The following is a 24,821-nucleotide window of genomic DNA, read 5'->3' on the forward strand; positions in this document are numbered from 1 at the left end:
TAAACGGGCTGTATTACACAACCATCTATTTATAATCTCTTCTGAGTTCCCTTTCTTATTTTTTATTATCTACTTTAGTCTAATAAAAACCGTATGAAACGTCATTGTATGTACGCTTTACGCTCATTGCGGTATGAAAAACATACAACGTTGATGTTTTTAATAATTATAAAGAAAACCCTTATGTTTAACATTGTATTAACCTTTGTGGGTGAGATATTAAATTGCTAATTTGGGCGAATTTTGAGCTTTTAAAGGTGTTATTCTCCTGTTTTTAAAGTTATTTGCATTCTTATGCCAATTTTATCAAGTTTTTTGTTTCTTTTTGTTTGTGTATGTTGCTAGGATGTTGGCAAGGGGATACACGAATATACCCTACACACATTATAAGAATACACAAAACAGGGTCATCATTATGTCAACATATCGTTTAAACACCTTGGCTGTAGCAGTTGCTTTTGCTTTCAGTGCGCCGAGTATGGTTAATGCACAAGTAGTGCCAACTAAAGCTGAAAAAAATATCGAACAAATATCTGTTTTAGGATCGCGAGTTTCAAACCGTACAGCCACTGAGTCATCATCACCTATTGATTTAATTGACGCAGATGATTTAAACAAAGGCGGCTTTACCGAACTTGGGCAAAGCTTACAGGCAACGGCGCCGTCATTTAACTTCTCACGAACACAGGTTTCTGATGGCTCTGATTTATTTCGCCCTGCTACATTACGCGGCTTACAACCAGACCAAACGCTGGTTCTAGTAAACGGTAAACGCCGCCATAATCAATCTATTTTTGGTTTAACAAGCACTGTGGGCGGTGGCTCTGCCGGTACTGATATGAATGCGATTCCACTAATTGCTTTAAAAGGTGTTGAAGTGTTACGTGATGGTGCGGCGGCTCAGTATGGCTCTGATGCAATTGCAGGGGTTATCAACTTATCACTTAATGACTCAACAGATTTAACCACCGGTTACGTTCAATATGGTGAGACGGCAGAAGGTGATGGAGAAACAATTTCAGCCGGTTTAAACCGTGGCTTTGAATTAGGTAATGAAGGCGGTTTTATTAATTTATCGCTTGAGTACCGTGATGCAGATAAAACTAACCGCGCAGAGCGAGATACCGGTGGTTCACTTAATGTCGCACCAGGTACTTTATCAGACAAAGTTCGCTGGGGACAAGGTAATGCAGAGAGTGAGTTCACTTCGGTATTTTACAATATGGCCCTGCCAATGGGTGAAGGAGAGCTTTACTCATTTGGTGGTTACTCTGAGCGCACGGCACTAGGCAACGGCTTTTACCGTAACTTTAATGAAGCGTCTAAAAACGTAACGCAAGTTTACAGCGATGGTTTTTTACCGCAAATCGACAATGAAGCACAAGATATTTCGGTATCGGTTGGTTTTAAAGGTGAAATTAACCCTGATTGGACCTACGATGTTTCTGCTGTTTATGGTGAAAATCAATACGATTTTACCTCACGAAATACTTTAAATGCGTCATACGCGGCGGAGTATTTATTTAATAACCCGGGTGCAAGCGATGCCGATATAGCCGCGAATGCTGGCCCTACAGAGGGTTATTCGGGTGGTTTTAGATTTGATCAAACAACGTTTAATGCAGATATAAACGGAATTGTTGATATTGGTCGTAGTGAGCCTGTTTATGTTTCAATTGGCGCTGAATACCGTAAAGAAAACTATGAAATTGTACCAGGTGAGGTGGCATCATACGCGTGTGGAGCAGCCAACACGGATACCTCATATCCATCGGTGAACGATCCGAGTCAATTTGCACAATGTGGTTTTCAAGCTTATAACGGCCTTCGTCCTGAAGCTTCGAACAAAAGCGATCGTGATAGCTACGCAGTATATGTAGATGCAGAAACCATGTTAAGCGATGCATGGAATGTGAGCGGCGCACTTCGCTATGAAGATTTTTCGAATGCGGGTGACGACATCATAGGTAAAGTGGCAACACGCTATGAATTTAATGATGACTTTGCAGTACGTGGTGCGTTATCAACGGGCTTTAGAGCGCCATCATTACAGCAAAGTGGTTACACTGCTTTTACCACTAACTTAGGGTCTGATGGCACGTTAAGTCAGTCGTTTACTGCGACAACGGGCTCTGCATTTCCTGCAGCTTTAGGCGTTGATACTTTAAAGCTTGAAACATCAACTAACTACAGTGCCGGTTTTGTTTACGATGTGACCCGTGATTTATCATTAACGGTGGATTTTTACCGTGTAGAAATTGAAGACCGTATTACGTTAGGCAGCTTGTTGTCGGCTGATGATGTCTCATTTAGCGCTGAGGCAGTTGCCGCTCTTCAAGCAACGGGTGCAGTGCAAGCGAATTATTTTTCAAATTCAGTGAATTCAACCACCCAAGGTGTGGATATTATTGCGTCATACCGCACTGATTTATATGACGGTAATTTTTCAGCTACGTTTGCGGGTAACTTAAATGAAACCAAAATTGATAGTGTGAATGCAGCACCGGGTATTCCAGAAAGTGTAGCGCTTGATGACATTCAAAGTAGCTTTTTAACCGACGGACAACCGGGTGAGCGTGCGACGCTTACCTTTGATTATGAGCGTGATGCCTACAGCTCAATGATCCGCTTCAATTACTTTGGCGAAACCGATGTGAAGTACTTTGGTAATGACCATATTGAGCTTGCAACAGATGGCTCATTTAAAGCGACGAGTACCGTAGAAACGGCAGTACTCGTAGATTTAAACGTAAGCTATGAAATTAATGAGATGTTTTCGCTATCGGTTGGAGCAGACAACGTATTTGATGAAACACCGGATGAATTAGGTGATGATGAAGTACTAAATGCTATTTCAAATGGGGCATTTAAATACCCGTTACGTGCAGTACCATACGGTTTTGATGGCCGTAGTTACTATGCAAAACTAAGTTTTAGTTTTTAGTTTTTAGTTTTTAGTTTTTAGGTTAAGTTAAACCAGCAAAGGCGCCGTTTTGTACGGCGCTTTTTTTATGCTTAAAAAACATTGAAAAAGACATTAAAAATGATTGCATGCTTGAAAATTAAGCCTACAATCGCCACCAATAACACAGTGGGATATGTATCCCTCGCATTTTACTAATAGGAAAAAAATGGCTAAAAAAAGCAAAGCAAAAGCGGTTAACAAATCCGCAGTAGACACCGGGCGCGGAGTGATAAAGCACAACGCATTAGCAGCACTGGTAACTTCTAAAGTATTTAAACCGCAAGTGGTTAAAGCTAAAAAAGGCAAAGGTTCGTTTAAACGTAACAACAAACATGCAGGACAAGAGTCCTATTTAATCGCGGCTTAATTAGCACCGATCAAATAGGACTTTTGTTGCGAGTTGGCTAAGTGTTTGCTGAAATAAGGCGGGCTTCGAGCGACGGGTTTCGAGTCACGAGCAGCGAACACAACCTAGCACCTTTAGCCTTTTCTTTCCGCGCAGCGCCTCATGATCTCTTTGTGAATTAATCACTTAAAACATGTTTGCACAAAGAGAAGTGAATGAGGAGTAAATGAGAAGGCAACGGGCTTCGAGTGACGAGTAGCGAGCTTGTGCAAACAGTCTAGCATCTAGTCATATCAGCCCTTAAATCTATTCTTTCAGCGCAGCGCCTCCCGCTGCTCTTAGCCCGACGCTCGAAGCCGTATCCTCGTTATCCATGTATTATCGATTTAGAATTTGCCAAATAAGAACCATGGTTGATCACTGTTTGCGAAGGGTTCTCACCAAATAATTGCGTGTAGTCTTTGGTAAATTGTCCTGCATGCCAAAACCCCCAATTGGCAGCAATCACAGAAATAGGTTTATCTTGCTTTGCTAGTTTCAGCTCTCTTCTGACATTGTTTAATCGGGTTAAACGTAAAAACCGCAGTGGGTTTATCCCTAAAATACTCTCAAAACTATATTGTAAGGTACGTCTGCTCACAAAGGTAAGTTCGCATAATTGAGTAATTGTTACCGTATTTTGTGGATGCGCTTTTATATAATCTTTAACTTTATCAACAACCGCTTTGCGGTGTTTATAACTGGGAGCGATACGTTGACACGGAGTCTGTTCGTTTAGTAAATGTAATGCCAACATATTAAGCATATCTTGCTGTAAATCGGCACTTAGGCCAAAAGCGTTGCTGCTAACCATACTGTTTATTATACCCCTGGCACTTTTTAGCATGGCGTTGCTTGTTGTGTGTCGCTCAGTACCTGAAGAGGTTATATTTTTTAAGTATACCCCTTGTATCTGAGCCATATGTTCTAACGATTGCGTGTCTATTACTAAACCATAAATATTAAACTGCTCAGGTGTAATAAGCTCAAAGTTACTCTCACTGGTTCGACACATAAATTGATTACTTGCCACATTTAAGCCATTAATTTTGCTTTGCTGTGATTGCTTTGGGATCCCAAGCCAAATAGATCGCGGCGCTATTGCGCATTGTTGGTGAAGAGCACGCTCTGTGTATTCTTCAAATGCATGAATATGAGGGTAATCCACGCTCTCAATACATCCAAAAAATCGCCCATCACTGAGCTGATCATATTTTTGCTGCCACTGCGTTAAGTTATGAGCCTGCTCATCTATATCTTGGGTATACACCATGCTCTTTTGTGGTGCGCTAGCTAAATCTTGCTGCGTCATATTGGAGTTACTCTTTGTTTTTTTATTTTTATTAAGATTAAGTTACCACCAGTAACTATAGTTAACTATATGAAATAAAGCTAAAAATGATGATTTGCCAAAATTCGATAGTGTCTTGGTACGAATTAAGCTCTCTTGAAACTAAACAAAATTGATTTATAGCTTATAGGTCAGCAAAACCTGTACCAAGGTTTGAACTAGTTGTTATGTGGAGTAGATCATGGGGCAAAGGTACCGATATACACTGGGCACGCAGGTGTATAATTTTAAAAATTTGGCGCAAGTAATGGCAAAAGCCACTCCTCATCGCTCAGGTGACAGGTTAGCGGGTGTTATTGCTCAATCAGCGCAAGAGCGAGCGGTGGCGCAAATGACCTTAGCGGATATTCCGTTGAAGACATTTTTAAATGAGGCACTGATTGCTTATGAAGACGATGAAATAACCCGCTTAATTATGGACGATCACGATGCTAATGCATTTATGGCGATTGCTCATTTAACCGTGGGAGATTTTCGTAATTGGTTATTAAGTGACTTTGCAACTCCCTCGGTACTTGCAAGTGTGAGACAAGGGATCACCCCGGAAATGGCTGCGGCTGTTAGCAAAATAATGCGTAATCAGGATCTTATTCTTATTGCTAAAAAATGCCATGTAACCAGTGCATTTAGAAATACCATTGGTTTACCTGGCCATTTATCTACTCGTTTGCAACCTAACCATCCTACGGATGATATTAACGGTATTGCGGCCTGTATTTTAGATGGGTTGCTGTACGGTAATGGTGATGCGGTAATAGGTATAAACCCCGCAACCGACAATGTAGCGCAGGCTATTAAGTTGATGACATTGATGGATGAGGTGATTCAAAAATATGAAATTCCTACCCAAAGCTGTGTGCTTACCCATGTCACTAATACGATTGAATGCATAGAAGCGGCGGCACCGGTTGATTTAGTGTTTCAGTCTATTGGTGGAACAGAAGCCACCAATTCGAGCTTTGGGTTTAATTTAAATACTTTAGCTGAGGCACAAGAAGCTGCGCTGAGCTTAAAGCGCGGCACGGTAGGCGATAATGTGATGTATTTTGAAACAGGGCAGGGCAGCTCGCTTTCGGCTAATGCGCATCACGGGCTTGATCAGCAAACCTGCGAAACTCGCGCGTATGCCGTTGCACGAAAATTTAATCCATTGTTGGTTAATACGGTGGTGGGATTTATAGGCCCGGAGTATTTATTTGATGGCAAAGAAATTACCCGCGCGGGGCTTGAGGATCATTTTTGTGCCAAATTACTGGGTATTCCGATGGGATGTGACGTGTGTTACACCAATCATGCCGAGGCTGACCAAAATGATATGGATAATTTACTTACGCTGCTTGGTGTAGCTGGGTGCTCGTTTGTGATGGGGATTCCGGGCTCCGATGACATTATGCTCAATTACCAAACTACCTCATTTCATGATGCGTTATACGTGCGCCGAGTTCTAGGCTCTCGTCCCGCGCCAGAATTTGAAAAGTGGCTTACGAACATGAACATTATGAAAAACAGTAGCGATGTTACTTTATCGCACAGTCTCCCCGCTGCATTTGCTAAACCGTTAAATGCGCTGGCAGGAGGTCGTTCATGACTGCTGATATTAAATCAAATGACCTGGCTAACACTGATCATAAAAATAATGGCAATGTGGTGCATAACCCATGGCGTGACTTACGCCAGTTTACTGATGCTCGCATAGGGCTTGGTCGAGCAGGTATTAGTTTACCTACTTCTGAAATGCTGGCGTTTCAACTGTCGCATGCGCAAGCACGCGACGCAGTCAATTTTCCACTTGATATCAATGAAATGAAAGCAAAGTTAACCGCTATTACTAAAGCCAATGCCCGTGTATTGCATTTACACAGCCAAGCGGTTGATAGAGTCACTTATTTACAACGACCGGACTTAGGTCGAAAGCTAAATGAGAATAGTCGTCAATCATTACTCAATTTTGTTGCTGAGCAACAGCAAAGTACTCAAGAAAAATACGACTTAGCCATTGTGGTCGTTGATGGTTTGTCATCGTTGGCGGTTCAAAAAAATGCAGCTCCTTTTATAACTGAATTACTTTCACAGTTGAGCGTTAATATTTCACTTACTCTTGCACCAATCACCTTAGTTGAACAAGGGCGAGTAGCCATTGGTGATGATATTGGTGAGCTATTAAATGCCCAAATTGTAATGGTGCTCATTGGTGAACGCCCGGGGCTTAGCTCACCAGATAGCTTGGGGCTTTATTTAACCTGGGAGCCTAAAACAGGACTTAATGATTCGCTGCGTAATTGTATATCTAATATCCGTCCTGCCGGTTTGCCCTATATTGATGCGGCAAGACGGGCAGCTTACTTATTAAATGAAGCTAAAACATTAAAACTAACAGGAGTGAACTTAAAAGATCGGACACAGGATGATGTGATTGAGCATCAACAATCGAGCCGTCATTTTTTAAATGCGGAATAACGGTAATTAACAATAAAAATGAAATATCGATAAAGAGGATGTTATGTCTACTAATAATTCAGAGTACTTAGCAAAAAGGCAGCTCAAAGGTGGCACTGCAGGTTGGTTATTGCTGGCAGGGTTAGGGGTATCGTATGTGATTTCAGGAGACTTTGCTGGGTGGAACTTTGGTATTGCAGAAGCTGGCTGGGGCGGCTTCGCGATAGCGGCAGTGTTAATGGCGATTATGTATCTTACCTTAGTGTTATCGCTGGCTGAAATGTCAGCTGCTATTCCTGCTGCTGGAGGAGGTTATAGCTTTGCTCGCCAAGCAATGGGGCCAACGGGTGGTTATTTAACTGGCCTTGCGGTGTTAATTGAATATGCGTTAGCACCGGCTGCCATTGTGATATTTATTGGATCTGCAGTGGAGGCGTTAACGGGGTTTAATGGCCCATGGGTTTATGCACTATTTTATTTGGTGTTTGTAGGTATTCATTTAGCGGGTGTAGGTGAAGCGCTGAAAGTAATGATGGTAATAAGCGGTTTAGCGGTACTGGCTATTGTTGCAACGGCAGTGGTTTTAATTACAAACTTTGACGCTACCAACTTATTTGATGTTGCAGTAACTGATGCCGCAGGTGCGAATGAATTTTTACCTTTGGGTTGGTATGGGGTATGGGCAGCTTTACCTTTTGCTATGTGGTTGTTTTTAGCGGTTGAAGGCGTGCCATTGGCGGCTGAAGAGGCAAAAGATCCAGCTAACGATGTACCTAAAGGTATTATTGGCGCTATGGTATTTTTATTGTTTACCGCGTTATTAGTGGTTGTGTTAGTACCTGGCGCAGCAGGTGCAAAAGCAATGGGCGCGAGTGCAGTTCCGCTGGTGGATGCGTTAAATGCGACGGGCAATAGCGATTTAGCTACCGTGGTTAATATATTAGGGTTAGCAGGATTGGTTGCATCGTTTTTCTCTATTATTTACGGCTATAGCCGTTTGGTTTTTGCGTTATCGCGTGCTGGGTATTTACCGCGTTCGTTATCAATTACCACAGCGCGAAAAGTGCCAGCACGAGCGCTTATTGTACCTGCTGTATTTGGTTTTTTAGCCTCACTAAGTGGTGAGGGCGATTTAATGTTAGCTATGGCGGTAGTGGGGGCAACGGTATCGTATGCATTAATGGCACTGAGTCATATAATGTTACGCGTAAAACAACCTGATTTACCTCGACCTTATAAAACGCCTGGCGGCATTGTCACTTCAAGTATTGCATTGTGCTTATCCTTGATTGCACTGACCGGTGTGTACGCCTTTGATCCCCGCGCTTTTTTATACACTATGGTGTTATTTATAGTCGGTGCGGCGTATTACTTTGGCTTTAGCTCTAAACATTTAGTGGCCAAAAGTGCCGATGAGGAGTTTGCTATGCTAGCCGATGCTGAGGCTGGTTTAAATACAGCGATAAGTGAGGGGTAATTTTCATTTACCAAAATAACTCATGTGGCTTTAATCTTCGAAGAGTTTGTAATGGCGCGGTAAGTTTTAACTTACCGCGCTTTTTATTGTAAATAAACTCAGTAATACAGAAGGTATATTCAAAAAGTAGGCCGTTTTTAATACAACACTGCGCTGAACGTTTGTTACAGCGCAGAAGTCAATTATATGGTTAACCTAATAAAAGCTAACTAGGACGTGCGGTAGAGTCTCTAACGACGAGCTCAGGAGTGTATAGTTTTATAATATCGCGGTCATTGCCATTACGAATTTGTGCTATTAACAAGCTGGCCGCATCTTCGGCAATTTTATTATTAGGCTGATGAGCCGTGGTGAGTTTTGGCCATGTTTGACGCGAGAATGGGCTATCCTCAAACCCTGTTATAGAAAGTTCACTGGGTATGTCAATGTTCATTAATCTGGCTGCAAATAACGCACCGGCAGCTATTTCATCATTACATGAGACGATAGCGGTTGGTCTGTTTGTTTGGCTAATGAGTGTTTTAGCGCCCTCAACCCCCGACTCAAATGAATATTCGCCGTCAATAATTAAACTTGGATCTATAGTAATGTCGTATTGCGTTAACGCTGCTTTGTAACCTTCCAAGCGCTCTTTGGTCGAGTTATGCTCGCTGCCACCGGCTAAAAAGCCAATGCGCGTGTGGCCGTTATTAATTAGATGCTCAGTAATTGACTTTGAGGCGAGATTATCATCAATCATAATACAGGGTGTTAATGAGTCAGGCGCGTTGTGCCCCGATAAAATACGCACAACTTTTAGGTCTAATTGAGTCAGCTTTTCAACAAACTCCGGCATTTCAGAAAAGGGCGGTGTGAGTAAAATTCCCGCGATACGAGTGCGTTTAATCATATTCGTAATTTCATCAAAAATATGCGCTTCTTTGGCATCACATGGGTGAATAAGTAGTTCAAATCCCTGCTTTTTGCACGCATCTAAAATACCATTTTGCATGTCGATAATGTAGTACGCATTAGGGTTGTCGTATATGTAAGCTATGCTGTAAGCTTTTGTTCCTGCAAGACTTCTTGCAGCTAAATTTGGCTGAAAGTTCAACTTTTCGACCGACGCCATGACTTTTTCACGGGTATTGTCACGGACCGAGGTTTCGTTATTTATTACTCTTGATACCGTTTTTATTGATACTCCGGCATCTTTTGCCACGTCGTTTATTGTTGTTCTCATCGGCTTAATAGACCTTTACATATCATTTTGGGTACTATACTAATTTATCTTTATCGGTTAACGACTACAGCAAAAGCGGTTAACAGTACTCGGTTTTTATTATTTGACGACTAAATTATAAAGACATCATTGAATTTTAACAGTTAATTTATACGCCTTTCTTGTGAGAATGGTAGATAAAGTTTTAGGTAATAATTTAGTAATATTTAAATTTAATTTAAATACAATGGTTTAAAATAAAAAAAGACGTATGCATGTAAAATTTTTGTATCTTTTTTGCCCCCTATGTAGCTATAAAAGAAAAAAAGGATACATTAACAGTTAAATGACAGCGTTGTCATGAGTGGCGCACGCTAAGCTGGCAATTGCTAGATATGAATAGTGGTTGATTTAAAAGCAGGATCAATTTTAGCATTTGAAAGAGGTGCTTGAGTGACTAAGTTAATACAATAGAGGAAAGTAGCGAATGAAGATTAAATCATTACTGACAGCATGCTGCTTAGCAATAGGTTTGAGTGCGTGTCAGGGCAAAGTTGATAAGCAAAATACAGTATCGGTTCAATTAAGCCCTGCAAACGACAGTGCGGTGGAGTTACTTGCTAACACATTACAAATAAAATATCAGCAAGTTGATAACCGCCCATCAGCACAGTGCGATCCAAAGATTGAAAACGGTCACTGTTTTAAAGCGAATTTACATTTAACTGCCAACTCGGCGATTAATGTTGACCAATGGAAAATTTACTTTAGCCAAATTACGCCAATACAAAAGTCGGTTAGCGATGAATTTACTATTAAACACGTTAATGGCGATATTCATGTCATTGAGCTTAAAGACGGGTTTACTGGCTTTAAAGCCGGTGAGACTAAAACGATTACTTTTTATGCGCATTTTTGGTCATTATCGCAAAGTGATGCCATTCCTAACTATATCGTGGTGAATAACAATGACACCGCTAAAGTGATTGAAAGTACAAAGCCTAAAATTGATCCAGAGACCGGCTTAGAGCTATTACCACATGTAGAGCCTTATACCGATTACACTCGTCAGTTTAAACGTACTGCGGGCGACAAAACACAGTGGCTAACAGCCGAGCGCTTATTTGAGCGAAATGAAAAGTATGACTTTTCAGCTTATTTAACCTCGCAAAATCAAGTGAGTAATGTCATTGCTCAGCAAATTATACCCACCCCACGCGTTAGCGAGTTTAGTCAAACTCAAACGCTTGATATTAGCCAAGGGCTTAATATTAACTATGCAGAAGTTGATAAATCAAGTGTATTAGCTGCAATTGAGCGCTTGGCACTATTAGGTATTAATATAAGCGATGATGCAGCGGCAATTAAAGTAACACTTAATTCCACTGTTAAAAAAGATCAGCTTAATGGTAGTTATAAATTAGCAATTAAAGCCGATGAGGTTGTAATCGATGCAGTTGACGAAACGGGTGTTTTTTATGCCCTGCAAAGTTTAGCGAGCTTATATCAGGTTAACAGTAATATATTACCTGTGGGAGAGGTTGTTGATGCACCGCATTATCAGTTTAGAGGTGTGTTGGTTGATGTAGCGCGAAACTTTCGTGATAAGGGCTTTATTTTAAAGTTACTTGATCAAATGGCGGCTTATAAACTTAACAAGCTACATTTACACTTAGGTGATGATGAAGGCTGGCGTTTAGAAATTCCATCACTTCCTGAGCTAACCGATGTAGGTGCAAAGCGTTGTTTTGATCAAAGTGAGCAGCAATGTTTAATGCCACAATTAGGCGCAGGACTTGATACTTCAAGTGCAGCAAACGGCTATTATTCGGTAGCTGACTACCAAGAAATACTTAAAGCGGCGAGTGCGCGCCACATTCAAGTGATCCCATCGCTTGACATGCCAGGGCATTCTCGCGCTGCAATTAAAGCCATGCAAGCGCGTTATAATAAGTACATAAAACAAGGCGATAAACAAAAAGCCGAACAGTTTTTACTCTATGACCCGCTTGATAAAACGCTCTATTCGTCGGTACAACACTATAACGATAATACTATCAATGTGTGTTTAGACTCATCCTATGCGTTTATCCGTGAGGTAATGGAGCAAGTAAAAAGTATTCATAGTGAGGCACAACATCCGCTAACTCGTTATCACATAGGCGCAGATGAAACTGCAGGAGCATGGGTTGATTCACCTGCTTGTGCCGATTTTATTAAACAAAATAAGTTAGAAATTACCGAAGCAGGTCAGCTGGGCAGCTATTTTATTGAACGTATTGCCAACATGTTGGCTGATATGGATATTGAAACCGCAGCATGGAGCGATGGTTTATCGCACACTAACCCAGAGAATATGCCAGAGATTGTGCAAGGTAATGTTTGGGATTTATTAATGTGGAATGGCCATCAGCGTGCACATGAATTTGCTAATAGAAATTGGCAAGCAGTGCTTTCGTCGCCAGATGTACTGTATTTTGACTTTCCGTATGAAGCAGACCCACAAGAGCATGGTTATTACTGGGCTTCAAGGCATATAAATACTGAAAAGATATTTCAGTTTATGCCAGATAATTTGCCTATTCATGCTGAATTTTGGCTCGATCGAGAAGATAAGCCTTATGTAGCTGATGACACATTACAGCATGATGAGCAAGGCAATGTGGTATCCGCGCCTTTAGCAAAAGACAAACGTTTTGTGGGTATTCAAGGGCAGTTATGGAGCGAAAATACGCGTACCAATAATATGGCTGAATATAAGCTGTTCCCACGGTTATTATCTCTGGCCCAGCGTGCATGGCATAAAGCGGATTGGGCGGTACCGTATGATCATAATGGCTTTGTTTATAGCCAACAAACAAATCGCTTTAGCCCTGAATTAAAGCAGCAGCGCGATGAACAATGGCAAACGTTTGCTGCCACCATGGGACTAAAAGAATTTGCCAAGTTAGAACGTGCAGATGTGCATTATCGCCTTGCAAATGCAGGGGCTAAAATTGATAACGGGATGCTGTTCGCCAATATTGCTTACCCTGGTTTAGTGATTGAATACAAACAAGGATCTGAGCAATGGCAAACCTACACAAAACCGGTCAAAGTAACACAAGATGTATGGGTTCGCTCTAAGACTCCATCAACTAGTCGTGTTAGTAGAAAGCTTAAAGTAACGCACCGTTAAGGTGCGTTTTTCCATCAAATTAATGACGATTAAAGAAGTTATTTATTTGTAAATAAAATAATGACAACGCTGTCATTTGTGCTAGTATGAGATTCATACAGTATGACAGTCCGGTTTTATTTTAGTGTTTTGCAAAACGGTCGAACAACTTAAGAGGCAAAAATGATCACCAACAATATTAAAAACAATCAACTCTTTGTGGGGATCGATGGCGGCGGCACTAAATGTAAAGCAATTATCGTCAATAGCTGTAATGACATAGTCGGCACTGGCGTGGCAGGCCCTGGTAACCCGTTACATGGTTTCAACCAAGCAACTCATTCTATTGAGCAATCAGCGCGTTTAGCATTACAAGATGCAGGGCTCAAAGATACGCCTTTATCTGAGCTTATTGCAGGGGTTGGTTTAGCAGGGGTTAACTTACCAAGTTTGCATAACCAAATGATGCAGTGGCAACACCCATTTAAAACTATGCACTTAACTACTGATTTACTCATTGCTTGTATGGGCGCTCATCAGGGCGGCGATGGCACAGTGATGATTGCTGGTACGGGCTCGTGTGGATTCTCATACGTTAATGGCCAATCGTTTATGATTGGTGGTCATGGTTTCCCACACGGTGATAAAGGCAGTGGTGCATGGATTGGTTTTACTGCTTGTCAGTATGTGCTGCTTAGCCTAGATAAATTAATCCCAAGTGGTACGCTTACTAATTTGTTAATGAAGTATTTAGAAGTCAGTGATGCAATGCAACTTGTTGAAGTAATTGCCAATAAACCTGCCGCTTTTTTTGCGCAACTTGCAGGTTGTGTTTTTCAATCCGCACAAGCGAACGATGCCACAGCAATTGCTATTTTAAAAGAAGGTGGCGCTTATTTAAGCGACATTGCACGACAATTATTAGATAAAAACCCACCAAGGCTTTCGTTTATTGGTGGCTTATCAACCGTGATGACAACATGGTTAGACTCAGAGATACAAGCTATTTTATCAGCCCCATTATCGTCACCAGAAATGGGGTCTGTACTTTACGCTAAACAACAGCACGTTAATTACAGCAGTCAGGAGTTATGATGTTTAACACACTAATGGAAAAAGAAGCGGCGCAAACGCCAAATGTTATTGAAAAGCAAATTATTGCCAACCAACCTTTAGTGGAAAAAATTGGTCATAAGCTTCGCGATATGGCCCCTAAGGTGGTTATGATGATTGGTCGTGGTTCTTCAGATCATGCTGGCGTTTTTGGTAAGTATTTAATTGAAATTGAAGCGGGTGTACCGGTCAGTTCAGCAGCGCCATCAGTGGCGAGTGTATATGGTAAAACACTAAAGCTGGAAGGCGCTGTTGTGATTGTCATTTCTCAATCAGGACGCAGCCCAGATATTTTGGCTCAGGCAAAAATGGCGAAAGAGGCGGGCGCTTATTGTATTGCGCTGGTTAACGATGAAGCGTCCCCCCTGCAAGACATAGTCGATGATTTTGTTCCCCTTAAAGCCGGCGATGAAATTTCGGTGGCGGCAACAAAAAGCTATTTGGCAACGCTGTCGGCATTAGTACATATTGTTGCTAATTGGACGCAAAATGAGTCATTATTACAATCGCTTAACGAGTTACCTAGCGCGCTTAATGCCATTATAGATTCGCCAATTCAGTTACAACCTACTGAGTTTGCAAATATTAAGAATATGGTGGTATTGGCACGTGGTTTAGGGTTTTCTATCTCAAAAGAAATGGCACTTAAGCTTAAAGAGGTGTGTGCTATTCATGCTGAGTCATTTAGTAGTGCGGAGTTTTTACATGGTCCGGTGACCTTAGTTGAGCAAGGACTGGTGATTTTAGATTGTTCGGTTGATGATGAAACCAAAGAGTCACATCAGCAGCAAATTGCTGAAGTAAAAAAACGCGGTGCACAAGTGATTAGCCTTAATCAACAAGGTATTAAAGTACACCCGCGATTAGCGCCATTTTTAGTGTTACAGCGTTTTTACCTTGATGTGGCAAAAGTGGCATTAAGCCGTGGTTTTAATCCTGATGAGCCAAAGGGGCTTAAAAAAGTAACAAGGACATTATAAATGTCAGTTAAACGAATTTATGTAGCCCAGTTTTTTGATGGCGAGCACTTTGTTAATGACAAAGTGCTAAGCGTTGATGCGGGTATTATTACAGCTATAGATGATAACGTGCAGCAGGCAGATGAGCACTTAATTGGGCTAGTTGCCCCCGGCTTTATTGACCTACAAGTGAATGGCGGCGGCGGTGAATTATTTAACCGTACTAGCAGTGTCGCAGGGGTTAAAAAAATACTGCTAGCGCATGCTAAATACGGTACAACCGCCATGCTGCCAACGTTAATTACTGACACTGTAGAAGTAATGCGCCAAGCAGCCGATGTAATTGCGCAGGCGATAGCCCAGCAAACGCCTGGTATTATTGGTATTCACTTTGAAGGCCCGCATTTGTCAGTGGCAAAAAAGGGGGCTCACAGCGCTGATTTTATTCGTCCTATTTCTGAACAAGAATGGCAGGTGTTATCTCGCCAAGATTTAGGTAAAGTCGTTGTAACCTTAGCGCCTGAAAATGTTTTGCCAAGCGATATTACTAAAATGCGCGATTTAGGAATTCAGGTTTGCTTAGGCCACACCAATGCAAGCTTTGAACAGGCTCAACAAGGTGTTGATGCTGGGGCAACCGGATTTACGCATTTGTATAATGCTATGTCACCATTACAAGGTCGTGAGCCGGGAGTGGTTGGCTGTGCATTATTAAATGATGATACTTATTGTGGCTTAATTGTTGATGGCCATCATGTTGATTACGCAGCATGCCAACTGGCATTAAAAGCAAAACCACTGGGGCGCGTATTTTTAGTTACTGATGCGATGCCACCTGTGGGAACAGATGATACTCAGTTTGCTTTTTTTGACCGAACTGTCAGCTTAGAGAATGGTAAGCTCACGTCTACAACTGGTGAGTTGGCCGGCTCTGCGCTTGATATGGCAACCGCAGTTAGAAACACTGTAACTCATTTAAAACAGCCATTAGCGCAAGCGCTTAAAATGGCGAGTTTATATCCTGCTCAGTATTTAAAGTTGCCTGCCACACACGGACGATTAATATTGGGTAGTCCAGCAGATTTTGTACAATTAAACACACAACAACAAGTCATTAGCACGTGGATTGGCGGCGCTCAGGTTTGTTAACAACATAATAAATATAAATAAAGGAAAATAACATGACAACCAATGTTATGGATACGTCCAAAAATAGTAGCGTGGTCCCAATGGCCATTGTTGCGGTATTATTTTTTATACTGGGCTTTGCTACTTGGCTTAATGGCTCGTTAATGCCTTACTTAAGTCAAATTTTACAGTTAACCCCATTTCAAGGGTCGTTAATTTTATTTTCCTTTTATATCGCTGTTACATTTACTGCGCTGCCCTCGGCAGTATTGATCAAAAAAGTCGGCTATAAAAACGGTATGGCATTGGGTATGGGCTGTATGATGGTAGCAGGCTTAATGTTTATTCCTGCTGCTATGTCGCAGTTTTTCCCCTTATTTTTATTAGCGCAGTTGGTGATGGGCGCAGGACAAACCTTATTACAAACCGCGGTTAACCCATATGTAGTTCGTTTAGGGCCAGAAGAATCGGCGGCTGTACGTATTAGTATTATGGGGATTTTAAATAAAGGCGCGGGAGTTATCTCACCGATGGTATTTACCGCCTTAATTTTAAGTAACTTTACCGGTACGGTAGGCACAGAGCTAAGCCAACGGCAAGTTGATGATATGGCAAATGGCCTTATTTTACCTTACTTAGGCATGGCTCTATTCATTGGTGTATTAGCTTTTGCAGTTAAAAAATCACCGCTGCCAGAGCTTATCAATGATGAAGTTGAATCAATAAACGATAAAAGTGAAATTCGTGAAACACTCTCTCATCCAAACTTAGTGTTAGGTGCTATTGCTATCTTTTTATATGTTGCGGTAGAGGTTATTGCTGGCGATACCATAGGTACTTTTGCACTATCGCTGGGTATTGAAAACTATGGGGTAATGACCTCATACACTATGATGTTTATGGTGTTTGGTTATATTTTAGGTATTATGCTTATCCCTAAATTCATCACTCAGCAAGCGGCCTTAACAGCATCGGCAGTATTGGGTATTGTGATCACCCTGTGTATTTTGTTTATTGATGCGCAGTCGTTTGTTATTGCCAATGCCATACTGGTGCCTTTAGGAGGCGCTAATTTACCAGACGCTTTACTACTAATTGCCTTTTTAGGCTTAGCAAACGCCATTGTTTGGCCAGCGGTTTTCCCACTAGCGTTATCAGGGTTAGGTAAACTAACCAGCACAGGCTCAGCACTGTTAGTAATGGGTATTGCAGGTGGTGCATTTGGTCCAGTGCTGTGGGGTTTACTAAGTGGTTTTACCTCGTTACAAACTGGCTATTCTGTATTGTTACCTTGTTACTTATTTATATTATTTTATGCCGTGAAAGGGCATAAAATGAAAAAGCAATAACATCCACCAGCTATCCCTAGCTCAGTGCACTTTGCAGTATAAAGTGCACTGATTATTAGGGCACTTTATCAGCTTAAGCGTGTTACCTTGAGCTTTATTCTGCCAGCATTCGCCCCATAAAAACGATTTAAATCATTAGCAAATGGGCAAAATTCTCCCGATTTTTTAATTGTAACTTCAACGCCTTCGGCAATTTCAAATGCGTGCTCATCGCTTTGGCCAATTGTACCTATTAAACTAAACCACTGCGCCGCAGCTAAACGCCTAAATGGCTCAAGTAATGCCATAGGGATTTCTTTAACGCCGAGTTGCACATTATCGCGATGCCAGCCAGAGGGAGGGCACTTTACACCATCGTCATACCAAAATTGGTTAGGGTAAGGAGTAAAGCGATAGGTTGCACCCTGGGCAAGCATTAAGCCGGTAGCGTTGTAGGCTTCACTGGCGTACACCATCACATCTTGGCTTTGATTAACACTCAGTAAGCTCATATTTTGATTGGCGAGCATTATATGACTACTAAGCCCCATAAAGTTTAGTGTACTGTCATCGCTGTAAATCATTTTATAATGTATATTTTTTAACGATTCAGGTCGGTAGCTGGTTAGTTTATTAATTCGCTGGGCAACACTGTGATGTATTAATGGAGCGTTGTGGCTGATTTCATCGTTGACTAATACACAGCACTGCCTATCAACGAGTTTAAAAAATGGGTTTAACCAAAAGTAATTTTGTTGATGACTTAGCGCCAGTGGATCGGGAATAACTGTCACATCATCTTGGGCAACCAAGTTACTCTCTGGTAAAAGGTTTTCATAGTCTATGTCATGGCTGGTTAATAACGAGACCGATAGCGGTTGAGCAATGAGCCATTCAAGCGCATAACGCAAGCAAATATCGGCAAGTCCATCGCGATAGTAGCCGCCCCCTACATCGGAGTGGGCTCCTGCAAACCACAGCTCGGTAATGTTAGCTTGTTGATTCATTAATGTGGGCTCAAAGGCCCGTCGTTTTTCATCGAGCGCAACACAATGTAGTGCTCCAGCTACATTATTGGCAATAGTATGATTTTCAAAAACCACATGCTCTGCGCCACGGGCAGCTTTACTTATCTTTGATAGGCCTATTGAGGCCACGGTGTCAAACACACACAAATATACTTGCTCATTTATTAGTGGCTCTAAGCATTTAGCAAAACGCCGTGCTAATGCAGCGCCTCTGCTAAAACCGGTAAGTAGAACAGTATCGCCACTTTGATAATTTTGCTTAAAATCTGTGAACGCTTGAGTCAAAATACTAGCTACGTCTTCAGAGCGTGGGGCAAGTGTTTTATTTAAAATTCGTTTTAAACGACTGCCTTTGGTGCCTATACCTTGGTAATAAAAACTTAATTGCTGTGAAAATGGGGTAGTGGGTGAATCATCAAGTTTACCGCCGAGCAATAAATGTAGCTTTAAAATATTAGAAATACTGGCGTCTTCTTTAAAATGCTCTGTACTAAACTGGTCTGCGTCGCGGGGGTCACTGCCGGTACCATCAAAATTAAAAATAAGCGTTTTAAAGGTCATTACTAAATTCCGTGAATGGTTTATGTAAATCTATATGTGAATTATGAAAAATTAAAGACGGCGGTAATAAATATTTGTTTAATTGTATTTATTACCGCGACTGATGTAACTATTTAACCTGAAATTTGCTTGAGATGGATTTATTATCTGGAGTTCAGGTTATTTAGTGCAATTTCATTTTTGGGCGAACAACACGCAGTACTTTTTCGCTGATCCACAAAGCGAAGGTTTTGGCACTGCCATGAATCGCGCGCTGATGCATTCTGTATAATGAAATATACATAAAGCGGGCAATTTTACCTTCAATAAAAAAACTACTACTGGTTAGGTTGCCCATTAAGCTGCCCACCGTGCTGTAGCGCGATAAATTTACCAGTGAGCCATGGTCGTTATATTCAAACTTCTTAAGGGGCTGCTCACGCAGTGTAGCAATCAGGTTTTTTTCAACGCATTGTGCCATTTGATGAGCCGATTGTGCGCGTGGGGGGACTTGAGACCCATCGTCTTGAGTAAACGCGCAGCAATCACCAAGTACATAGATTTTTGGGTCTAAGTTACTTTGTAAGTAATCATTCACTTTTATTTGGTTGTTACGTGTCAGCTCAAATATGTCTAGCTCTTTAATGAAATCGGGTGCTTTTACTCCTGCTGCCCATACCATAATGTCCGCATTTATTTGCTCGTCACCGTTTGTGATAAAGCCATGCTCGGTTGCTTGTTTAACTTGGGTATTTTCCCGTACGGTAACCCCTAATCTTAATAGCTCTCGTTTGGCTGAGCTGGCAATTCGCTCAGACAGCACCGGTAAAATTCTGGGGCCCGCTTCAATCAAATGTATGTGCAAACGTTTGGCCGACATATTAGTTAAACCGTATATTTTGAGTAAATCAGAAACATGATACAGCTCAGCTGAAAGCTCAACGCCAGTTGCCCCACCGCCAACAATAGCAATGTCTAATGAGTGCAATGGGTCGTCGTCTTGATGAAGGCGAGTAAAGTTATCTAGTAAGGCGTGTTGAAAACGCTCGGCTTGTTGGTTTGAATCGAGGTAAAAGCAATGCTCTTTAATACCAGGGGTATTGAAGTCATTACTGACACTGCCAATGGCAATAACTAAATGATCGTAGTGAACGGTTCGTTTAGGTAAAATCTGATGCCCTAGCTCGTCATAAAGAGGGCTTAAGGTAATGGTTTTATTATTGTTATCGAGGTTACAAAAGGTACCAAGTTGGAAGTTATAGTGGTGCTTGGCGGCATGCGCTGAGTATACAACGCCATCTAAATCGGCATCAATAGAGCCGGTTGCTACTTCATGCAATAACGGTTTCCATATATGAGTGCGGTTTTTATCAATGAGTAATATATTTGCGTGTTGTTTCTTTCCTAATTTGTGCCCTAATTGAGTTGCTAGCTCCAGCCCACCAGCGCCACCGCCGATGATGACGATTTTTGGTATGGTTTTGTCCATGACTATGCCCTTAAAAATAATATACCGAAGCAATTTCTGTACGTTGATTTTTAAAATGACTTGGGTATCAAAAAAATTATTTTGGCAATACATCACTTAGGTAATATTGTGCGCCTAAATAACGCGCATGTCAGCAATAAATCACGTGATTTACTGTATACTTATATCTTATATACAAATATTTAATCTACTGCGCATTTATAGCATTTATGGGCACCGACATAAAAAGGACGCTTTTATGAGTACCTCGCTAGTTCAGTCTCTTGAGCAACATTTTGGTTTTAGTCAGTTTAGAGCAGGGCAACAACAAACCATAGAGCAACTGCTAAATGGTCAATCGTCACTGGCTATATTTCCTACAGGGTCGGGTAAATCCTTGTGTTATCAACTTACTGCGTTGCATTTACCGCATTTAACTTTAGTGGTGTCGCCATTATTAGCGCTGATGAAAGACCAAATAAGTTTTTTAAACAGTAAAGGCATTTATGCCGCTAGCCTTGATTCAAGCCAAGATCAAATGCAAAGCAGTACGGTAATGAACGACGTGCGCAGTGGTAAAATTAAAGTGTTAATGGTGTCAGTTGAGCGCTTTAAAAACGAACGCTTTAGAGAGTTTATTAGCCAAGTGGCGCTTTCTATGTTGGTGGTAGACGAAGCGCATTGTATTTCTGAATGGGGTCATAACTTTCGACCCGATTACTTAAAACTACCTCGTTACCGTGAAGAGCTAAATATCCCGTTAGTGCTGCTATTAACCGCCACTGCAACTAAAAAAGTTAAACGCGATATGGCAGAGCGTTTTGCTATTGAGACACAATGCATTGTGCAAACAGGGTTTTATCGCGCTAATTTAGATTTAAGCGTATTGAGTGTTAAAACCGCGGATAAAAATACTGAGCTTACTAACATTGTCCGTGCGCAAACCGGCCCCGGTATTGTGTATGTCACGCTGCAGCAAAGTGCTGAGCAAGTGGCCAATATGTTAAGCGCACAGGGCCTGCAAGCGATGGCGTATCATGCTGGGCTTGAAGATACCCTACGCGGGCAAATTCAAGATGATTTTATGGCGGGAAAAATAAATGTAGTGGTCGCCACTATTGCCTTTGGCATGGGGGTTGATAAATCAGACATTCGTTTTGTGATTCACTACGATTTACCTAAATCAATTGAAAACTACAGCCAAGAAATTGGCCGTGCAGGGCGTGATGGCAACCCTTCAAATTGTTATACGCTGGCTAATTTAGATGGCTTAAATACAGTAGAAAATTTTGTGTACGGCGATACCCCAGAGCTAAGCGGTATTGAATATGTTATTAACGATATTCGCCAAGCCCAGCAGCAATGGGAAATGCAAGAGTATAGCTTATCGAGCGAAAGTAATATTCGTCAGCTTGCCCTTAAAACCTTGTTGGTACAACTGGAAATGCAAGGCGCAATAACCCCGCAATATGCGTATTACGCCGATTTTAAGTATAAATTTTTAGTTGATAAAAATGAGTTGCTTAATCAGTTTGATCAGCAGCGCCAAGCTTTTTTAACGCAAATATTTAGCCATACCGACTTTAAAAAAATATGGGGCACACTTAACTTTGACTCCCTAACGCAAGCCGCACAAGTTGACCGTAAACGTGTGGTAGCCGCACTTGATTACCTAGCAGAAAAAAACCTTATCACCCTTGAAACCAAACGTATTACTCAAGTGTACAAAGTGCATAGCGAGGTGATTAATAACCCTGCACTTGCCCAGCAGTTACATGATTATTTTACCGATAAAGAGCAAGCTGAAATAAAACGGATTGCTGCTTTGGTGCGCTTTTTTGAGCTGCAATCTTGCTTAAGCTATAACTTAGCCCGTTACTTTGATGATGCGAATGCGCCACAGCAATGTGGGCATTGTAGTGTGTGCCGTGGACATGCGGTCAAGCTTGAATACTCAATCACCCCTGCAAAAATTGATACAGCGCTTATATATCAAAAGGTGAATGAGTTTTTGGCACATATGGCAACGAAAGGCGTGCATGATGTGGGCATCGAAACCCAATGTCGGTTTTTAGCGGGAATGAGTGTGCCGCTATTTGCACGCAATAAAGTACGGCAATTAAGTGGGTTTGCACTTTGCGAGCAACAGCGTTACAGCGAAATTAAAGCAATATTACTATCAAGAGCGGCGCCTAATTAATATTAAAAATCAGTATAAAAAATAAAATGTGTTAATTTTTTGTTTCTTTTCCTCGCTTTACTATACTCAAGCTGGCTATGACGGCCATTATAATAATGAGGTGATCAATGAAACTGCAAAAAATTATACTATTGGGGGTATTTGTATCAGCAAGTAGTTATGCTGAAATTAATATTTCAGGTTTTGCGAGTATTAATGCGGGTAAAGTGCTAAGCGGCACCGGTGTACCGCAGTATGGCGTTGAACCAACCTTTCTAGCGGACTATCCAAATGTAAGTGCCTACACTGAAGATTTATCCTTTTCGCCAGAGTCTTTGATTGGATTACAGGTATCAGGCGACTTAGGTGAAGGCCTTTCTGTAACTGGTCAGCTAGTTGCCAGAGGAGTTAACGACTTTGAGGCAAATTTTGAATGGGCTTATATTTCTTACGATATTAACGATAATTGGACTATTCAAGCCGGTAAGAAGCGTTTACCACTATTTTATTATTCAGACTTCTTCGATGTAGGTTATGCATATGTGTGGATGCGGGCCCCTGCTGACAACTATACATGGCAAGTATTTAACTACGAGGGGGTTAATTTACTTTACTCAGGCTCTGTAGGTGACTGGGGAGTATCTGCAAATGTTTATACCGGTAAAGAAGATGATGACGATAACAAACTGTTATCAGACTTCTTCTTTCAAGAGCCGACAAGAGAAATTTGGGAAGATATGCTAGGCGGCGTAATGTTACTTAATCGTGACTGGCTTGAACTTAGAGTGACCCACATGCAATATACCAACAAGCGTTTTCGCGCGGGTGAACCCGTTTTGTGGGACGGTAAAGACAGCAGAGATGGTAAATTTTATGGCTTAGCTGCAAATCTTGATTTTGGTGATTTTTTTGTTTTAAGTGAACTTAACCGCTTAGACCTAGATGGTAATCTCGATACTTATATGATCAGTGCGGGTTATCGTTTTGACTCAATTACCCCCTATGTCATGTTTTCAGACTTTGAACAAGAAGGTGAGGGCGATACAGAGCAGCATAATACATTTGCTGTTGGTGTGAGGTGGGATTTTCATCCGTCAGCGGCATTTAAAGTGCAATACGATAGGGTTAAAGATGATTCGTTTGATTTAGCTGTGGCTGGTGATAGTAAAGCAATCACGCTTGGTGTTGATGTTGTATTTTAAGGAGAAGTAAGATGAAAAAATTAATATTATGTGTATTGTTCTTGTTTACTAACTTCGCCTATGCAGATTTTGCTATTATTGTGCATCCCTCAAATGAAAGTAGTTTTGATGAGTCTGTTATTAGCCGAATTTATACAGGAAAAGAAAAGTCATTTAGCAATGGTAATAAGATCATTCCAATATCTCAAGAATCAAGCAGTGCTGCAACCGAGCAATTTAATAGTAAATTACTCAATAAAACGTCTTCTCAGTTAAAAGCGTACTGGTCAAAACTGATTTTTACAGGAAAGGGCACACCGCCTAAAGAGTTAGAAAGTGACAGTGAAGTGATCAAAATGATCGCGGCTAACCCTAACACCATTGGCTTTGTCTCTTCATCGGCTGTATCGGATAACGTTAAAGTGGTTTTTACCTTTTAATCTGCAACTAAAAAGCGTGCTGGTTAATCAGCACGCTTTTTTTGTAATTGGTTAATTACATATGACGATGTTTATAAAATCTGACAGTTATTTTACTGTCACCATTGCTCTGCTCGTGTATCCTATAGGTTGTATATCATTTCTCATAAGTCTGTATGTCAAACTCAATCATTGCTGTTGAAAATATCGATACAACCGCCGTCACTTGTGCTAATTGCCAAGCGTGTTGTTGCCAATTAGAAGTGCGTATTGTTAGCGATACTGGTGTCCCTTTTCAGTATATTGATTACGACAAGTGGGGCAGTGAAGTAATGAAGCGCGGCGACGATGGTTGGTGCCAAGCACTCGATCGTAATACACTAATGTGTACTATTTACGAAAATCGCCCATTAACGTGTCGAGAATTCGAAATGGCGTCAGATGAATGTATTACCGAACGCGAGATTGCAGGAGTAGAATAAATTACTGCGCTATTACTCCGTTAA

The 24,821-nt window shown here is 41.3% G+C and carries 18 protein-coding genes; 14 read left to right on the forward strand and 4 right to left on the reverse strand.

The annotated features are described in order from the left end of the window. Nucleotides 1-415 precede the first annotated feature (415 nt). Both AB8618_RS18090 and arfA read left to right on the forward strand, forming a co-directional pair. A complete protein-coding gene (locus AB8618_RS18090; protein ID WP_413403481.1) occupies nucleotides 416-2,944 on the forward strand; it encodes a TonB-dependent receptor plug domain-containing protein in 2,529 nt (842 codons plus the stop codon). 187 nt (nucleotides 2,945-3,131) lie between these two features. Continuing rightward, nucleotides 3,132-3,332 carry an alternative ribosome rescue factor ArfA gene (gene arfA / locus AB8618_RS18095; protein ID WP_413403483.1) on the forward strand — a complete coding sequence of 67 codons (201 nt, stop codon included), beginning with the start codon at nucleotides 3,132-3,134 and terminating at the stop codon, nucleotides 3,330-3,332. Between the two features lie 346 nt (nucleotides 3,333-3,678). Here arfA and AB8618_RS18100 read toward each other — a convergent pair whose 3' ends face one another. Continuing rightward, nucleotides 3,679-4,662, reverse strand: a complete 984-nt coding sequence (locus AB8618_RS18100; RefSeq protein ID WP_409426112.1) for a helix-turn-helix domain-containing protein — start codon at nucleotides 4,660-4,662, stop codon at nucleotides 3,679-3,681. A gap of 220 nt (nucleotides 4,663-4,882) precedes the next feature. Here AB8618_RS18100 and AB8618_RS18105 point away from each other — a divergent pair, with 220 nt between their 5' ends. The 3 genes from AB8618_RS18105 to eat are packed head-to-tail and all read left to right on the forward strand — an operon-like array spanning nucleotide 4,883 to nucleotide 8,614. Then, nucleotides 4,883-6,289, forward strand: a complete 1,407-nt coding sequence (locus tag AB8618_RS18105) for an ethanolamine ammonia-lyase subunit EutB (RefSeq protein WP_413403485.1) — start codon at nucleotides 4,883-4,885, stop codon at nucleotides 6,287-6,289. Beyond that, complete coding sequence (eutC, locus tag AB8618_RS18110; protein WP_413403487.1) at nucleotides 6,286-7,158, forward strand: ethanolamine ammonia-lyase subunit EutC; 873 nt, start codon at nucleotides 6,286-6,288, stop codon at nucleotides 7,156-7,158. Before AB8618_RS18105 ends, eutC begins: the two co-directional genes overlap by 4 nt. A 43-nt stretch (nucleotides 7,159-7,201) precedes the next feature. Further along, the gene (eat, locus tag AB8618_RS18115) at nucleotides 7,202-8,614 is read left to right on the forward strand and encodes an ethanolamine permease (RefSeq protein WP_413403489.1); all 1,413 of its coding nucleotides are present in this window, start codon (nucleotides 7,202-7,204) and stop codon (nucleotides 8,612-8,614) included. A gap of 205 nt (nucleotides 8,615-8,819) precedes the next feature. Here the strand turns inward: eat and AB8618_RS18120 are convergent, their stop codons facing one another. Beyond that, entirely contained in the window at nucleotides 8,820-9,836 is a 1,017-nt protein-coding gene (locus AB8618_RS18120) for a LacI family DNA-binding transcriptional regulator (protein WP_409425604.1), read from the reverse strand. A 466-nt stretch (nucleotides 9,837-10,302) separates the two neighbouring features. Between AB8618_RS18120 and AB8618_RS18125 the strand changes: the two genes are divergently transcribed. The 5 genes from AB8618_RS18125 to nagP all read left to right on the forward strand — a co-directional run bounded on the left by AB8618_RS18125 (nucleotide 10,303) and on the right by nagP (nucleotide 17,521). Further along, on the forward strand, nucleotides 10,303-12,993 hold the full coding sequence (locus tag AB8618_RS18125; protein ID WP_409425605.1) for a family 20 glycosylhydrolase: 2,691 nt from the start codon (nucleotides 10,303-10,305) through the stop codon (nucleotides 12,991-12,993). Nucleotides 12,994-13,155: 162 nt separating this feature from the next. Further along, the gene (gene nagK / locus AB8618_RS18130; protein ID WP_409425606.1) at nucleotides 13,156-14,067 is read left to right on the forward strand and encodes an N-acetylglucosamine kinase; all 912 of its coding nucleotides are present in this window, start codon (nucleotides 13,156-13,158) and stop codon (nucleotides 14,065-14,067) included. Beyond that, nucleotides 14,067-15,065 (forward strand): glucosamine-6-phosphate deaminase NagB-II, encoded by a 999-nt coding sequence (gene nagB-II, locus AB8618_RS18135; protein ID WP_409425607.1) that lies wholly within the window; start codon nucleotides 14,067-14,069, stop codon nucleotides 15,063-15,065. Before nagK ends, nagB-II begins: the two co-directional genes overlap by 1 nt. After that, complete coding sequence (gene nagA, locus AB8618_RS18140; RefSeq protein ID WP_409425608.1) at nucleotides 15,066-16,193, forward strand: N-acetylglucosamine-6-phosphate deacetylase; 1,128 nt, start codon at nucleotides 15,066-15,068, stop codon at nucleotides 16,191-16,193. A gap of 32 nt (nucleotides 16,194-16,225) precedes the next feature. After that, nucleotides 16,226-17,521, forward strand: a complete 1,296-nt coding sequence (gene nagP / locus AB8618_RS18145; protein ID WP_409425609.1) for an N-acetylglucosamine MFS transporter NagP — start codon at nucleotides 16,226-16,228, stop codon at nucleotides 17,519-17,521. 68 nt (nucleotides 17,522-17,589) lie between these two features. On the opposite strand, the gene AB8618_RS18150 is transcribed toward nagP, so the two are convergent. Together AB8618_RS18150 and AB8618_RS18155 are read right to left on the reverse strand one after the other, a co-directional pair. Beyond that, nucleotides 17,590-19,089: a phospholipase effector Tle1 domain-containing protein gene (locus AB8618_RS18150; RefSeq protein WP_413403492.1), complete on the reverse strand. Its 1,500-nt coding sequence runs from the start codon at nucleotides 19,087-19,089 to the stop codon at nucleotides 17,590-17,592. Nucleotides 19,090-19,252: 163 nt separating this feature from the next. Next, nucleotides 19,253-20,557, reverse strand: a complete 1,305-nt coding sequence (locus tag AB8618_RS18155; RefSeq protein ID WP_413403494.1) for an NAD(P)/FAD-dependent oxidoreductase — start codon at nucleotides 20,555-20,557, stop codon at nucleotides 19,253-19,255. Between the two features lie 238 nt (nucleotides 20,558-20,795). Here AB8618_RS18155 and AB8618_RS18160 point away from each other — a divergent pair, with 238 nt between their 5' ends. The 4 genes from AB8618_RS18160 to AB8618_RS18175 all read left to right on the forward strand — a co-directional run bounded on the left by AB8618_RS18160 (nucleotide 20,796) and on the right by AB8618_RS18175 (nucleotide 24,797). Next, nucleotides 20,796-22,736, forward strand: coding sequence for an ATP-dependent DNA helicase RecQ (locus tag AB8618_RS18160; RefSeq protein ID WP_413403496.1), 1,941 nt, complete (start codon nucleotides 20,796-20,798; stop codon nucleotides 22,734-22,736). Nucleotides 22,737-22,843: 107 nt separating this feature from the next. After that, nucleotides 22,844-23,917, forward strand: coding sequence for a porin (locus AB8618_RS18165; protein WP_409425613.1), 1,074 nt, complete (start codon nucleotides 22,844-22,846; stop codon nucleotides 23,915-23,917). Between the two features lie 11 nt (nucleotides 23,918-23,928). Continuing rightward, nucleotides 23,929-24,336 (forward strand): substrate-binding domain-containing protein, encoded by a 408-nt coding sequence (locus tag AB8618_RS18170; protein ID WP_409425614.1) that lies wholly within the window; start codon nucleotides 23,929-23,931, stop codon nucleotides 24,334-24,336. Nucleotides 24,337-24,491: 155 nt separating this feature from the next. After that, nucleotides 24,492-24,797: a YkgJ family cysteine cluster protein gene (locus tag AB8618_RS18175; protein WP_409425615.1), complete on the forward strand. Its 306-nt coding sequence runs from the start codon at nucleotides 24,492-24,494 to the stop codon at nucleotides 24,795-24,797. Nucleotides 24,798-24,821 lie beyond the last annotated feature (24 nt).

Source organism: Pseudoalteromonas sp. RW-H-Ap-1 (assembly GCF_048318575.1).
Lineage (GTDB): Bacteria > Pseudomonadota > Gammaproteobacteria > Enterobacterales > Alteromonadaceae > Pseudoalteromonas.